This window comes from Sinobacterium norvegicum, assembly GCF_923077115.1.
Lineage (GTDB): Bacteria > Pseudomonadota > Gammaproteobacteria > Pseudomonadales > Sinobacteriaceae > Sinobacterium > Sinobacterium norvegicum.
Genome location: NZ_CAKLPX010000002.1, coordinates 63,806 through 77,528, shown reverse-complemented (window position 1 = coordinate 77,528; position 13,723 = coordinate 63,806). Strand labels below are relative to the sequence as shown.

General features: G+C 46.4%; 13 protein-coding genes. 10 read left to right on the top strand and 3 right to left on the bottom strand.

Translation table 11 applies throughout. The annotated features are described in order from the left end of the window. Positions 1-79: 79 nt before the first annotated feature. Positions 80-2,479: a fatty acid cis/trans isomerase gene (locus L9P87_RS09330; protein ID WP_237444465.1), complete on the top strand. Its 2,400-nt coding sequence runs from the start codon at positions 80-82 to the stop codon at positions 2,477-2,479. Between the two features lie 167 nt (positions 2,480-2,646). Here L9P87_RS09330 and bamJ read toward each other — a convergent pair whose 3' ends face one another. Beyond that, entirely contained in the window at positions 2,647-3,117 is a 471-nt protein-coding gene (gene bamJ / locus L9P87_RS09325; protein ID WP_237444464.1) for a BamJ family beta-barrel-assembly machinery protein, read from the bottom strand. Positions 3,118-3,247: 130 nt separating this feature from the next. Between bamJ and L9P87_RS09320 the strand changes: the two genes are divergently transcribed. After that, positions 3,248-4,024, top strand: a complete 777-nt coding sequence (locus tag L9P87_RS09320) for a hypothetical protein (RefSeq protein ID WP_237444463.1) — start codon at positions 3,248-3,250, stop codon at positions 4,022-4,024. A 38-nt stretch (positions 4,025-4,062) separates the two neighbouring features. Here L9P87_RS09320 and L9P87_RS09315 read toward each other — a convergent pair whose 3' ends face one another. Further along, a complete protein-coding gene (locus tag L9P87_RS09315; RefSeq protein WP_237444462.1) occupies positions 4,063-4,926 on the bottom strand; it encodes a sterol desaturase family protein in 864 nt (287 codons plus the stop codon). Between the two features lie 256 nt (positions 4,927-5,182). Between L9P87_RS09315 and L9P87_RS09310 the strand changes: the two genes are divergently transcribed. Then, entirely contained in the window at positions 5,183-5,419 is a 237-nt protein-coding gene (locus tag L9P87_RS09310; protein WP_237444461.1) for a glutaredoxin family protein, read from the top strand. Positions 5,420-5,472: 53 nt separating this feature from the next. On the opposite strand, the gene L9P87_RS09305 is transcribed toward L9P87_RS09310, so the two are convergent. Then, entirely contained in the window at positions 5,473-7,080 is a 1,608-nt protein-coding gene (locus tag L9P87_RS09305) for an NAD(P)/FAD-dependent oxidoreductase (protein WP_237444460.1), read from the bottom strand. Between the two features lie 722 nt (positions 7,081-7,802). Here L9P87_RS09305 and L9P87_RS09300 point away from each other — a divergent pair. The 7 genes from L9P87_RS09300 to L9P87_RS09270 all read left to right on the top strand — a co-directional run bounded on the left by L9P87_RS09300 (position 7,803) and on the right by L9P87_RS09270 (position 13,654). Beyond that, positions 7,803-8,255, top strand: coding sequence for an ATP-dependent zinc protease family protein (locus tag L9P87_RS09300; RefSeq protein ID WP_237444459.1), 453 nt, complete (start codon positions 7,803-7,805; stop codon positions 8,253-8,255). A 110-nt stretch (positions 8,256-8,365) separates the two neighbouring features. Further along, positions 8,366-9,277 (top strand): 30S ribosomal protein S6--L-glutamate ligase, encoded by a 912-nt coding sequence (gene rimK / locus L9P87_RS09295; RefSeq protein ID WP_237444458.1) that lies wholly within the window; start codon positions 8,366-8,368, stop codon positions 9,275-9,277. 41 nt (positions 9,278-9,318) lie between these two features. Then, positions 9,319-10,380 carry a succinylglutamate desuccinylase/aspartoacylase family protein gene (locus tag L9P87_RS09290; protein ID WP_237444457.1) on the top strand — a complete coding sequence of 354 codons (1,062 nt, stop codon included), beginning with the start codon at positions 9,319-9,321 and terminating at the stop codon, positions 10,378-10,380. A gap of 21 nt (positions 10,381-10,401) precedes the next feature. Then, positions 10,402-10,890, top strand: coding sequence for a DUF1003 domain-containing protein (locus L9P87_RS09285; RefSeq protein ID WP_237444456.1), 489 nt, complete (start codon positions 10,402-10,404; stop codon positions 10,888-10,890). Between the two features lie 147 nt (positions 10,891-11,037). Then, the gene (locus L9P87_RS09280) at positions 11,038-11,436 is read left to right on the top strand and encodes a mechanosensitive ion channel domain-containing protein (protein WP_237444455.1); all 399 of its coding nucleotides are present in this window, start codon (positions 11,038-11,040) and stop codon (positions 11,434-11,436) included. A gap of 386 nt (positions 11,437-11,822) precedes the next feature. Continuing rightward, positions 11,823-12,779, top strand: a complete 957-nt coding sequence (locus L9P87_RS09275; RefSeq protein ID WP_237444454.1) for a zinc transporter ZntB — start codon at positions 11,823-11,825, stop codon at positions 12,777-12,779. Further along, positions 12,779-13,654: a mechanosensitive ion channel family protein gene (locus L9P87_RS09270; protein ID WP_237444453.1), complete on the top strand. Its 876-nt coding sequence runs from the start codon at positions 12,779-12,781 to the stop codon at positions 13,652-13,654. Before L9P87_RS09275 ends, L9P87_RS09270 begins: the two co-directional genes overlap by 1 nt. Positions 13,655-13,723 lie beyond the last annotated feature (69 nt).

Genomic DNA, 13,723 nt, shown 5'->3' with positions numbered 1-13,723 from the left:
GTAATATTGGCACACGCGACATATAAAACTATAATAAAAAAAATTAAAACAAAGACTTATAGATTCACCGAGGTTGTGTATGAAAACACCACAAACCCTTAAAAAACTTGTCACCGGCTTTATTATCCTCACCTTTCTCGCCGGTTGTAGCGTCATGCTTAAACACCGTTACGATCAACTTTATGGCCCAGCATCAGTTAAAGACCGCGTTGTCCCTGAAACCACAGCACAGACTCCCATTTATCACGGTGAGGTCAAAGAGATTATCGATAACCGCTGCGTCGTCTGTCATGGCTGCTATGATGCACCCTGCCAGTTGAAAATGTCATCACATCAGGCCATCGACCGCGGCGCCAGCCAAGCCGTGGTCTATGATGGCACTCGCTTATTCACCGAGTCATTGACTCGAATGTTTGTCGATGCCGAAAACACTGAGCAATGGCGAGCGAAGGGTTTTTTCTCGGTGCTCAACGAGCGAGATCAATTGACCGAAGCCAACTTAATGGGCAGCAGTTTTTATCGTATGCTGGCACTGAAAGAGCAACACCCGCTGCCCGAACAGGATATCCTACCCAACAGCTTCGATTTTGGGCTTAACCGGAAACAATACTGCTCAAAAATTGAAGACTTTGATCGTTTCGAAAAAAAGAAACCACTCTGGGGTATGCCCTATGCGCTGCCTGGGCTGAAGCAAGAGGAACTGGACACGCTCACACAGTGGCTGGCAGCTGGCGCCAAAACGACGGCACAGCAACCTTTGGACAACGCATATTTACAGCAGATAGAGCACTGGGAAAACTATCTCAACGGTGACAGCCTCAAACAACAGCTGGTTGCTCGCTATATCTTCGAACACCTCTATATTGCCAACATATATTTCCCCGATGCCGGCCCAACAGCCGGAGATGAAAGACAGTTTTTTAAATTGGTGCGCTCGACCACAGCCACCGGCGAAGCCGTGAATTTGATTCCTTCCCGGCGGCCTTTTGACAGCCCAAAAACAGATCAGTTTTACTATCGCTTCGTGCCATATATACCCACGGTCACTGTTAAAAACCACATGCCCTATCGGTTAGATGCAAACAGAGAGCAGCGCTGGAACGAGATATTTTTTAACAACGCCTATACCGTCACCTCACTGCCTAGCTATAAGCCAGCCATTGCAGCCAACCCCTTCGAAACCTTCGAGCAAATCCCCTCAGTAAGCCGCTATAAGTTTATGCTTGATGAGGCAGAGTTCACCATCAGTGGCTTTATTAAAGGCCCAGTATGCCGCGGGCAAATTGCCCTCAATGTTATTCACGATCAGTTCTGGGTAATGTTTGTCTCGCCGCCGACAGAAGGTGAATACCAAATGGACAACTTTCTAAAGGCTCAAGAGAAAAACCTACGCCTTCCCGCCGAGGATACCGGTACTATCTTGCCCGTATCAGCGTGGCGTCGCTATTCCAAGCTTAACCAACGTTACAATGATGCATGGCTGGAAGAGTTCAATAAGATTTTCCCCAATGAAACAGAAAGAAGTTTGGATTTAGGTATTATTTGGGATGGCGATAACCACAACGACAACGCCGCACTGACTATTTTCAGGCATTTCGACAGCGCCACCGTGGTCAAAGGTTTTTGGGGTAAACAGCCTAAAACCGCCTGGATTATCGACTACCCCCTGCTCGAACGCATCCACTATTTATTGGTTGCCGGTTACGATGTCTATGGCAACGTCAACCACCAGTTACTGACACGCCTCTATATGGATTTCTTACGGATGGACGGAGAGGACAATTTTTTAATGTTGCTGCCTTCTGAAGCCAGTGAGAAAGAGTTGAATTCATGGTACCGCGATTCCGAATCGAATGTTGCCAACTATATCGAAAATATAAAATCACGAAATGACGACTATTTAGGCATCGAATATACCACCGATAACCCCAAGCAAGAATTATTGGATAAAATCATCGCCTCGATGCCCTCAGCGGTACTCGTCCGCGATGAAATCAATCGCCCTCAGCCCAACAGCAACCCATCTAACACATTATCTGAGCTACAAAGACTGGCATCACTTAAGGGCGAGAAATTAAAAGAGATGCCTGAATTAGCCTATATGCGGTTACGCTTAACCACCGGCGAAGACAAAACCTACACGCTGATACGAAATCTCAGCCATACCAATGTCTCGTATTTATTTGGTGAGAAATCACGCATTGTTAGCAAGGAGCTGACTCTTTCCGTTATGGATGGTGTGGTAGGCTCCTACCCCAATCTATTCCTCACCGTCGACGAGCAAGATTTAGCTGACTTTGTTAGCCGGGTAGAAGCACTCAGTGATGAAGCCTCATATCGGTCCTTGCTCGACCGTTACGGTGTCAGGCGCAGCAATAAGAATTTTTGGCAGTACAGTGATTGGCTGCATGACCAATACTTTCAGCATCAGCCACTCAATGCGGGCTTACTCGATTACAACAGGCTGCAAAACCGATAAACAACAGGCATAAAAAAAGCGAGCCCCTCAGCTTCCTTGCCAAGGATAGCGGCTCGCCAGCTATTCTCTACACTGCGCTGAGGTCGTCCATTGCCTCTGACGCTGCATATGCGCACATTATTGTCCGCTTTCAGTCCGGCGTCATCCCCCTATTTTGAGGGAGACCGCTAGAAAGCCAGCAGTTCCACCTCAAAAATCAGGACAGAATTTGCCGCAATAGCTCCCATATTTCGGCTGCCATAGGCAAGCTTGGCGGGAATGAAGAAACGGTATTTATCGCCGACAACCATCAACTGAACACCCTCTGTCCAACCCTTGATCACCTGATTCAGACCAAAGGTGATTGACTGACGTCGCTCTACCGAGCTATCAAAGACAGTGCCATCCATCAGCGTGCCGTGGTAGTGCACAGTCACCTGGCTCTTGGCCGTCGGGGACTCAGTCCCCTCACCCTGCGTCAGCACCAAGTACTGCAGGCCCGACGCCGTGGTTACCACCCCCGGTTTATCGGCATTATGGGCGAGAAACGCTTCACCTGCCGCCAAGTTGGCGGCGCCAACCTTCTGATTGTTCGCTGCTCGCCAGACTCCCCAAGCAATCAAGAGCACAGCCACAATCACTACGAATACATTTGACACATTAATACCCTGACTTTAAATTAAAACGTCATTTTACGGACTGCTACCCCAAGCGCAACAGGACTGTGCTCAAGCTTTGCCGTGCTCAGTCATCTATAATGGCTTTTTTAGCGCTGTGAATCATCGAACTATGAACAAGTCCCAAACTCGCTTATCTGATCGGCATTGCCGTTTCTGCCAACAACCGCTGGCAGACAGTATCGCCAACAGCCTCTCTGTCTGCGAGCAGATCGACTGCAAACTCAAGCAACAGCAGCAAGTACTCCAGCATGAGAAAAACAGTCGCGAGCAACGAGAGCAGTATCGCCAAGGGCAGCAAAAAACACTGATTGACAGCAGCTGTAAGGCACTCGATATCAGCCCAGAGGAGCTGCAGCTGGTCTCCATTCCTTACAATCCGAATCAGGCAACAACACTTGATTACGCAGTAATCGAAGAGTTCGAGCAGCATCTACAGCAATTGGTCGAGTACTACAGCGGCGAGGATGAGAGCGATCATGTGACTGACTTCCTCGCCCCCGATGACATCGACGAGTTAAGCGACGCACTGGTCACCGCCTGCACCGCCTGCCGGGGGCACTGCTGTTTTAATGGTCGCGAATATTTTGCCTTTATCGAAGAGTCGACCATCAGCCGCGTAATCAGCCAGCAAGAGATTGAGCTCGACGCAGTAACCGAGCTCTATTTGAGCTATATCCCCAGCCAAACCATCGAGGGTGGCTGTGTGTACCAAGCCGAAAACGGCTGCTGCCTGCCCGATGAATTACGTGCCGATATCTGCGGCCAGTATTTCTGCTCCGGGCTCCGTGACTTTATCGAATCTGCCGATAGCACCACAACTGAGCAAACGGTTTTAGCGGTATGGAAGAACGACGATATTATTGACCACCTTTATTTAGAGCAATAAAAAAGCAGCCGAGGCTGCTTTTTAAATGTGCTGTCAATTTACGCGGTGGCAGCATCACTGGGCTTGGCTGCCTTGGCTGGCTTAGGCAGCAGTGGTTTCTTTATCGCCGGCCAAAACATCTCCTCGGCCCAGTGTAGTCGGGGGGAAATCGGCAGGCCAAACTTGCTCTGGCGCTGGTTCGGTATCTTCGCCGTGCCAAAGATCACATCGTAGATAAACAGGCTGACCGCGTAGTTGCCGTTGGGGTGAGCACCCTTGCCGTAAGCATGGTGTGCGTGATGCGTATCGGGCAGCGTAATCACACGCTCAATCACCCACCAAATAGGCTCAGACCATGGCGCCTTGGCACGCAGGTACAGGTCCCAGCGAAAAGCGGTATGAGTCAATACATTACAGGCATAGGTGGCAAAGATCGCAACGGCATAGGCCTCGTACATACCGGTGTACATGGCGAAGGCACCGAACCAGGGCTGCGGCAACAGGAATAACCAAAAAATATTGTAGCGATAAAGCAACCCGACATTCATATCCATACCCGAGTGGTGGGTACGGTGCAGCTTCCACATCCAGCGCCATTCATGGGCATAGCGGTGGATAACATAGTGACAGAACTCCATCGAGGCAAACAGTATAAACGCAGTCAGCCACAACGAGCTACCGGCAAAGCTACCGCTTTGGGCGGGGAATAAGGCCAGCATTGCCATGCCTGCCAGGGTACCAATAATCACACCGGGCACCATCGACTGGCCGAACATGCCGAAGAGGGTAAAGATTGCGTCGCGTTTGGGTCTGGCTGAATTCTTCATCTTACCGGCGAGCACTTCGAGCAAGTACATCACGACAAATGAGCCAAATACCACAATGGCGAGAATGATTTCGGTGTCTACTGCGCGGCTTTCCATGGTGGAGCCTCCTTACCTTTTAAGTCTTATACTGATTGATGAAACACAGATTAAAGCACTCGACTTAATAATTACAGCCCCAAAACATTAACAATGCGAAATAACCTCGATTAGCATCACCTTGGATCGGTCACAGCCCAAAGTCCCTCTGCCTTAAGCCGTGATATAATGATTACTTCTAACGCCGCACTAATAACGGCTATTCGTACTCTTTGCACCGACCCGGTGCTTCAAGCTGATACCGGTACACATCATCATGGTTAAAGTTACCCTCTATAGCGGCAATAAGTGTCCACACTGCAAGAATGCCAAGGCTTATTTGCAGCAGCAGAAAATTCCCTTTGTCGAGATGAATGTCGACAGCAATCGCCGCGCCGCCAAGACCTTGCAATCGCTGGGAGCTCGCGGGGTACCTTTTCTGGTCATCGGCGATCAGACCGTCGCCGGCTTCAACCCCAAGCAAATTCGCTCCGCCTACGATCAGCAACGCTAATCGTCAGGCACAAAAAAACCGGCCGAGGCCGGTTTTTTTTACCCACAACGAACTCAGCCGATGTTAAGCATCTGCTTTGCCATCGCCTCGCCGACCTTCAAGCCATCGACCGCCGCCGATAAAATGCCACCGGCATAACCGGCGCCTTCACCGGCGGGGTATAGCCCAGCGGTATTGATGCTCTGGTAGCTTTTATCGCGCTTAATAGAGATCGGTGATGAGGTACGCGTCTCGACACCGGTTAAAATCGCATCGGCACGGGCAAAGCCTTTAATCTTCTTATTCATCGCAGGAATCGCCTCACGAATGGCTTCAATAGCATAGGCCGGTAATACCTCAGACATATCCGTCAGCTTAATACCGGGCTTATACGAGGGCTCAACCTCACCGAAAGCTGTCGAGGCGGTGCCGGTAAGAAAATCACCCACCAACTGTCCCGGTGCGGTGTAATCGCCGCCACCAAGATGGTAGGCACGCTCTTCCAAGTCTCGCTGCAAATCGATACCGGCCAACACATCGTCACTGGGGAAATCGCTGGGGTCGATACCGACTACGATCGCCGCATTGGCATTGCGCTCGTTACGCGAATACTGGCTCATACCGTTGGTCACCACCCGCCCCTCTTCCGAGGTCGCTGCGACTACGGTACCGCCAGGGCACATACAAAAACTGTAGACTGAACGGCCATTATCACAGTGATGCACCAACTTATAATCGGCGGCGCCGAGGATTTCATTGCCGGCGTTAGGGCCGAAGCGACAATCGTCGATCATCGACTGCGGGTGCTCGATACGGAAGCCAATCGAGAACGGCTTCGGCTCGATATAGACACCCTGCGCCTTCAACATCTCAAAGGTGTCACGGGCACTGTGGCCAATGGCCAGGGCAACATGATTGGTCGCAATCGACGAACCATCACTCAAGGTGACACCGGTGACCTTACCGTCGTCGATATTGACTTCATCAACCCGCTGGCTGAAGCGAATCTCACCGCCAAGCTCGGTAATTTCATGGCGCATATTCTCCACCATCTTAACCAACTTAAAGGTACCGATATGAGGCTTGGAGACATAGAGAATCTCCTCCGGCGCACCGGATTTCACAAACTCATGCAGTACCTTGCGGCCGTGGTGGTTGCTGTCTTTGATCTGGCTGTAGAGCTTGCCATCGGAAAACGTACCAGCGCCGCCCTCACCAAACTGCACATTAGATTCGGTGTTGAGCTCTCGCTTACGCCACAGGCCCCAGGTATCTTTGGTGCGCTCACGCACGGCCTTGCCACGCTCGAGAATAATCGGCTTAAAACCCATCTGCGCTAAGATCAAACCGACAAACATGCCGCAGGGGCCGGTGCCGATGACCACCGGGCGCTGATCAAAACCAGCTGGCGCATGGCCGACAAAGTTGTAGCTCATATCCGGCGTCTGACGAATATTGTTATCTTTATCGAACTGTTTCAGCAGTTGTTGATCGCGCTTGGTGACCACGTCGAGGGTATAAATAAGCAAAATATTGGCTTTTTTGCGCGCATCGTAAGCACGCTTGAACACCTCAACAGACACCAACTCGTCGCGCTCAATCTTCAGTATCTTCAGTACCCCAAGGTCAATGGCCTCGGCGGCATGGTCGAGTGGTAGCTTAACCTGCGTTAAACGAATCATATGGAGGCTCCTAGTGAATTGCGGCAATCATAGCCGAGTCGGGGCTCGGCATAAAGTGCTTGTCATCGCGTGGTGCGGCGGAATAGATATTTATCATGTATCGACGAATTAAAAACGAAGACAGTCCTGCCCTGTAGGCCCCATTCTATAGGGGAGGTAAAAACTCTCAAATTGTGAAATAAAACGAAGACAATTCAAACGCACAGTCAGAACTCTCTTAAGCAATTGTTTTTATAGCTATATTTCCAATATTTTTCAGCTGTCAGAGAATTTGTGTCGAGGGTGTTGCATTTCCCTCGAACTGAATAGCCCATCATTGATTCGCCTAGCTTTTTCCAGTATCAATGAGAAATCATCGGTCACTATTCTCATCAAAAGTGGCCAAATCCAGACTATTGCTATTCAAATGACATAAATGATTGCCAAATAATAGGCGCTTTAAGTGTTTTCTTGCGAGATCGAAAGCGACGACCAAAGCTGACCGCATAGCGGACTAAAGCATCAAATTGGGCTTTTTCGTCGCTATTGACCCGAAGTGGGCCTCCACCAACCTTTAGAAAGCGCGTGACGGCTACGTTTTAAGATACTCAATTCTTACAGAACAGCCTTGATCAGCTAATCTCAAGAAAATTCCTCTAGTTGAATGCCTGAGTACATGCCAAACTCCCCTAGTTAATAAGTTAATAGCCTTAGTTAGTGGTAATTACATTGAGATCAGAGATATGGCAGATAAGATCATTATTGGTAACATTGAAAACTGCGACCTTCCAGAGTTGAGTATTTTTAACCTGCAAGCGCGTATTGATACTGGCGCAAAAACATCCTCACTGCACGTTGATAATCTCACTCGCTATCAGCAGGATGGAAAGCCTTGCGTAAAGTTCGACCTTCACCCTAATATACATAATGTTGATGAAACCATTACGTGTTCATCGCCGCTGAAGGATATTCGACGTATTAAGTCTTCAAATGGCGTGTCAGAGGAGCGTTATGTTATTACGACTCTTTTTCGGCTAGGTAACGAATCATGGCCCATTGACATCACCCTGACTAATCGGTCTGACATGAGTTATCTCATGTTATTTGGTCGTGAAGGCATGGGAGATCGTTTGTTGATCGATCCATCCGCAACCTTTATTGCTTCTAGCTCTACAACCTATATGATGAGACCCTGAAAAAAATAAATAAGTTAAAGAATTAGTTGCAAATAGAAATATTAAGCGCAGAATGCCAGCGTTTTTGATGGACGTACATATACGCCCCTAACAGCCAGAGGTAGTTGATCATGAAAATTGGAATTTTATCGAGAAATAAAAATTTATATTCCACAAACCGTCTCGTAGAGGCAGCCAAGGAGCGTGGTCATGATGTCCGGGTTATTGATCATATTCGCTGCTTTATGGATATGGGTACGGACAATCCTTCGATACACTATAAAGACGAGGAGTTCATTCCTGGTGATTTCGACGCGATCATTCCTCGTATCGGTGCTTCTGTGACGTTTTACGGTACCTCGGTGGTACGTCAATTTGAAATGATGGGTACTTATTGTGTTAATGAATCAGTGGCTATCTCCCGCTCACGCGATAAGCTGCGTTCAACCCAATTACTGTCACGTAAAGGGGTGGGCATACCCGTTACTGCTTTTGCTAATTCACCGGATGATGTTGCTGGTCTCATTAGAGAAGTAGGTGGTGCGCCACTGGTAATAAAGTTACTTGAGGGTACTCAAGGCATTGGTGTTGTATTGGCTGAAACAAAAAAAGCTGCCGAAAGTGTCATTGAGGCGTTTATGGGTGTTAAAAGTAATATCCTAATTCAAGAATTTATAGAAGAAGCTGGTGGTAGCGATATTCGCTGCTTTGTTGTTGGCGGTAAAGTTATTGCCGCTATGCAGCGTACCGCGCCTGAAGGTGAATTTCGATCTAACCTGCATCGAGGAGGTTCGGCACAATTAGTTAAACTGACACCTCAAGAAAGAGCTACCGCTGTTAAAGCTGCAAGTGTGATGGGGTTGAATGTTTGTGGTGTTGATTTACTCCGCTCCGAGAGAGGGCCGCTAGTGATGGAAGTAAACTCTTCCCCCGGGCTGAAAGGTATAGAAGAAGCAACAGGCAAAGATGTTGCCGGTATGATTATTGAGTGTATAGAAAAAATGGCTAAACCCAATAAAACCCGCACGCGTGGCAAGGGTTAGGTGTATCGTTTTTCTGGCAACTGAAAAAGTAGATAGATGGTATGAAGAATATAAATTTCGAGATTGGCGGGCATAGTTTAAGTCCGGGTGAGCAGAAAACCATTGATATTCCGCTCGCCTCAATGCCGACACATAATACGATCCAAATGCCGATTCATGTTATACATGGTAAGCAGAAAGGCCCTGTGTTGTTTATCAGTGCGGCCATTCACGGTGACGAAATAAATGGCGTGGAGATTATTCGTCGCTTATTGAAGCTTAAACAATTGAGTAAGGTTAAAGGGACAATAGTTGCAATTCCTATTGTGAATGTTCACGGTTTTATTACTAACTCACGTTACTTACCCGATGGTCGTGATTTGAACCGGTCATTTCCTGGCAGCAGTAAGGGGTCATTAGCTGGACGCATGGCCGACACTTTTTTTAAAGAGATTGTAAAAAAATGCACCCACGGTATCGATCTCCACACAGCTGCGCGACACAGAGATAATCTTCCTCAGGTTCGAGCCGATTTGAGTAATCCAGAAGTGAAACGTTTAGCGCTAATATTTGGTGTGCCTGCGGTAATCGATTCTAAAATTCGAGATGGTTCTTTACGCGCAGTTGCGGTGGAAAATAATATCCCAGTTGTGCTTTATGAAGCTGGTGAGGCACTTCGGTTTGATGAGGTTTCTATTCGAGCAGGAATGCGTGGCATTGTTAATGTGATGCGCGAGCTGGGTATGTTGGCACAATCTAAAACGAAAGAAAGCATTAAAACACCGGTTATATCCTCAAATACCTCTTGGGTGAGAGCGCCTTTTAGCGGAATTTTGCGGGCATTAGTTCCTTTGGGGGCAAAAGCAGAAAAAGGCAGTGTCTTAGGTGTTATTTCTGATCCCTTAGGTGCGAATGAGCTTCAGGTAATTGCCCCAGAAGACGGCATTGTCATTGGGCGTACTAATCTCCCTTTAATCTATGAAGGGGATGCACTATTTCACTTGGCTTTTTATAAGAAAAAAGTTGATGCCGTTTTTGATCAGGTGGAAAGCTTTCAGGAAAAGTTGGAGCCTGCAGCAGCCACGCAAGCCCCCTCAGACCCCGAGTATTCCCCTATCCAATAACCAGTAAAGAGGACTTAGAGCGTGAAAAAATATTTTGAAAATCTAGCGAATGCACTGCTAGGCCAGAAGTACGGTGAATTGAGCTCTGGAGAGAAGAAGGTTATTGACAGTATCGTTGAGAACACCTCCGTCACTGAAAATATTAATGAAACATTTCATGAAGGTTTAACATTTGGTCAGCTAGCAGCTGATAAAATTGCTGTTTTTGGTGGTTCATGGGCATTCATTGGAATATTTTTTGCTTTTATTACTGGATGGATACTACTTAATACCTATTGGTTTATAGGCGCCTCTGTTTTTGATCCATTCCCTTTCATTTTACTTAATTTGGGGCTTTCAAGCTTGGCAGCTTTTCAGGCTCCGATTATTATGATGTCTCAAAACCGACAGGCATCTAAAGATAGGTTAGAGCAAAAGGCTACCTTTGAAATCAACCTAAAGCTTGAGCTGGAGTTAATGAGGCTGCATGAGAAAATTGATGCTATGCAGACGGAGAGAAAACACGTATGAATATTTTAATCGCGCTGGGCGTTTTACTTGCTATGTTTGCAAGTATTAGAGTGTCTACATTAGCAATAAGTAATATTGCAGGGAAAAAGTCAGTCAGTCTATATCGAGTTAAATATATTACTAAGAACGGTCAACCTTGTACTAATAGTGTTTTTCTTCATTCTATTGGTGACTGCACTAGGTTTTGAGTACGCTCAAATATCCATATTTTTCTCGTCGGTTTTTGCCGTCATAGGTATTGCGCTTTTTGCGCAATGGTCAATGGTCAATGGTCAATGGTCAATGGTCAATGGTCAATGGTCAATATTGAGTAATGTCACAGCAAGCCTAATCATTTTTTTTGGGTTTCCATATCGGGTTGGCGACCGCGTCAGGATAATAGATAAGAAAGAGGATATCTCAGGCGTCATAGAAGAAATAGCCCTCTTTCATGTTCTGATCAAAAGAGGGAATGAGCTGATTACCTACCCTAATACGTTAATATTACAAAAGGGTGTTATTAAAAACCCTAGCGAGGGTGCTCAATCAGAAGCACACCAAGACTAAATTATGGGTGCCCATTGTTGGCACGGAACCGTCCCTAAGCATCGGTTGATTCGGTTTTTTTTTAATGGTCGCTATGGAGCGTAAAGCTGCCTAAGATGGTTAATCGGGGTCGTTAGTCTAGCTGATGTCCATAGCTGAGGGCAAAGCTCCTATAAGTTAATACGGTAATTACTTAATTTAGGAACATTTACATCGAGACCAGCGATATGACCGATAATATCATTATCGGTGACATGGAAAATTGTGACCTACCTGACTTGAATATTTTAACCTGCAAATACGTGTTGATGCAGGAGTAAGACATCCTCGTTGCACGTTAATAATTAACGCACTATCGAAGGGAGAGTGACCATGAAGAGTGTTTTTTCGACTATAGAGTCACTATTATGATAGAAATCAATGACCCATGTTTTGTCTTCGGCCTAAATCTTGATTCAATAGGTGGAGTCACTAATTTAAATGATGGTGCAATGGGGAACAGTTGGATCCATATTGATTATGGTCACTCGACTGCTAATAATTTCCTTAATTCTCTGGGCCTTCCAGAGAGAATAGTTAATTCACTTGTTCAGCCCGATACCCGACCGAGAACGGTGATATCTAAAGAGGGAGCTTTAGTCTTTATAAGGGGAATTAACTTAAACCCTGGCGCAGACCCAGAAGATATGGTTTCTCTTAGGATGTGGATTGAAGAAGGTAGGCTGATAACTGTTCGTCAACGCCCCCTGCTATCGCTTCAGGATATACGTTCTGAATTGTTATCGGGAGATGGGCCAATAAGTATTCCTGACCTTGTTATATCAATTATTGGCAGAATCGCTAATAGGATTTCTGACTACGTAAATGGTATCGAAGATCAGCTAGAAGATTTGGAAATCTCTACACAAACGCAACACGAGCAAGGGGCTAGATCTCGTATCTCCGGTATCCGGCGCGAGATAGCCAGTGTTAGAAGGTATTTAGCACCCCAGCGCGAAGCTCTTGATTCACTATATACTCATTCAATGACTTCGATGCCTGAAGGTTACCCTTATCGGTTGAGAGAACAAATGGACCGAATGACGCGCTATCTTGAGGATCTCGACCTGGTGCGTGAGAGGACTCTGGTATTGCAAGAAGAGTGGATGAATATAGCTATGGAACAGCAAAATTCACGTATGTATGCACTTTCAATTGTTGCCCTGATATTTCTACCGATAACCTTTGTTACCGGTATTTTTGGAATGAACGTAGCGGGCTTGCCCGGCATTGAGAATCCTGATGCTTTCTTCATGGTGACTGGAGTAATGACAGTCATATCGATAGTTGTTATTGGGATTCTAAAATTCAAAAGGTGGTTCTAATGACGATGGATATTCGACAGTTTGTCGATTTTACGCTTGTCTCTGTGGGCGGCTATGACATCACAGTGGGGCAGCTAATTTTTATACCTGTGGTGTTTTTGTGCGGGTATCTATTATTGGGTTGGTTAGTCCGTATTACTACGGCACAAATGCAACGAAATGAAATGGATGCCAATATCATTCAGATTGTACGGCGTGCTCTGTATATATTCGGCTTTATTATTCTGATCATTACCGCACTTGATTTAATGAATGTGCCATTAACTGCTTTTGCCTTTGTTTCGGGAGCGGTGGCGATTGGTTTGGGTTTTGGTGCACAGAATATTATTAATAATTTTATTAGCGGGTGGATATTGATATGGGAGCGGCCTATCCGTATCAATGACTATATTGAGCTTGGGGAAACAAGTGGTAGCGTTGAGGAAATTAACACACGTTCCACAAGAGTTAGGCGAGTAGACGGTGTGCATTTGCTGATACCCAATTCAAAACTACTCGAAGAAACTGTTGTTAACTGGACACTTGTAGATAAACTGTTGCGATGCATTATTCGAGTTGGCGTAGCCTATGGCTCGGACGTTGAAAAAGTAAGAAACCTACTAGAACAAGCTGTTACAGATCACGAATTTGTTCTCTCAGAGCCCGCACCGCAAATAATATTTGAAGACTTTGGTGATAGCTCTTTAGTTTTTGATGCTTATTTCTGGGTGCATTCAGTAGGGGAGAAAAGTTCACGTCAAATTCGATCTGATATTCGCTTTTCAATTGACAGCTTGTTTCGTGAAAATGATATTGTAATCGCCTTTCCACAGCGTGACATCCATCTTGATGGCACGCTTAAAATACAGTCATCAAGGGATAATAACTTTGAATAGTACTGCAATACTAGATCATTAAGATGTGCTTGGGTATGGGGCTAACAGTCTCTTTATGGCACATTTTAG

Coding starts and splice junctions, on each gene's coding strand:
- L9P87_RS09330 (WP_237444465.1), top strand. CDS start 80: ATGAAAACACCACAAACCCTTAAAAAACTTGTCACCGGCTTTATTATC.
- L9P87_RS09320 (WP_237444463.1), top strand. CDS start 3,248: ATGAACAAGTCCCAAACTCGCTTATCTGATCGGCATTGCCGTTTCTGC.
- L9P87_RS09315 (WP_237444462.1), bottom strand. CDS start 4,926: ATGGAAAGCCGCGCAGTAGACACCGAAATCATTCTCGCCATTGTGGTA.
- L9P87_RS09310 (WP_237444461.1), top strand. CDS start 5,183: ATGGTTAAAGTTACCCTCTATAGCGGCAATAAGTGTCCACACTGCAAG.
- L9P87_RS09305 (WP_237444460.1), bottom strand. CDS start 7,080: ATGATTCGTTTAACGCAGGTTAAGCTACCACTCGACCATGCCGCCGAG.
- L9P87_RS09300 (WP_237444459.1), top strand. CDS start 7,803: ATGGCAGATAAGATCATTATTGGTAACATTGAAAACTGCGACCTTCCA.
- rimK (WP_237444458.1), top strand. CDS start 8,366: ATGAAAATTGGAATTTTATCGAGAAATAAAAATTTATATTCCACAAAC.
- L9P87_RS09290 (WP_237444457.1), top strand. CDS start 9,319: ATGAAGAATATAAATTTCGAGATTGGCGGGCATAGTTTAAGTCCGGGT.
- L9P87_RS09275 (WP_237444454.1), top strand. CDS start 11,823: ATGATAGAAATCAATGACCCATGTTTTGTCTTCGGCCTAAATCTTGAT.
- L9P87_RS09270 (WP_237444453.1), top strand. CDS start 12,779: ATGACGATGGATATTCGACAGTTTGTCGATTTTACGCTTGTCTCTGTG.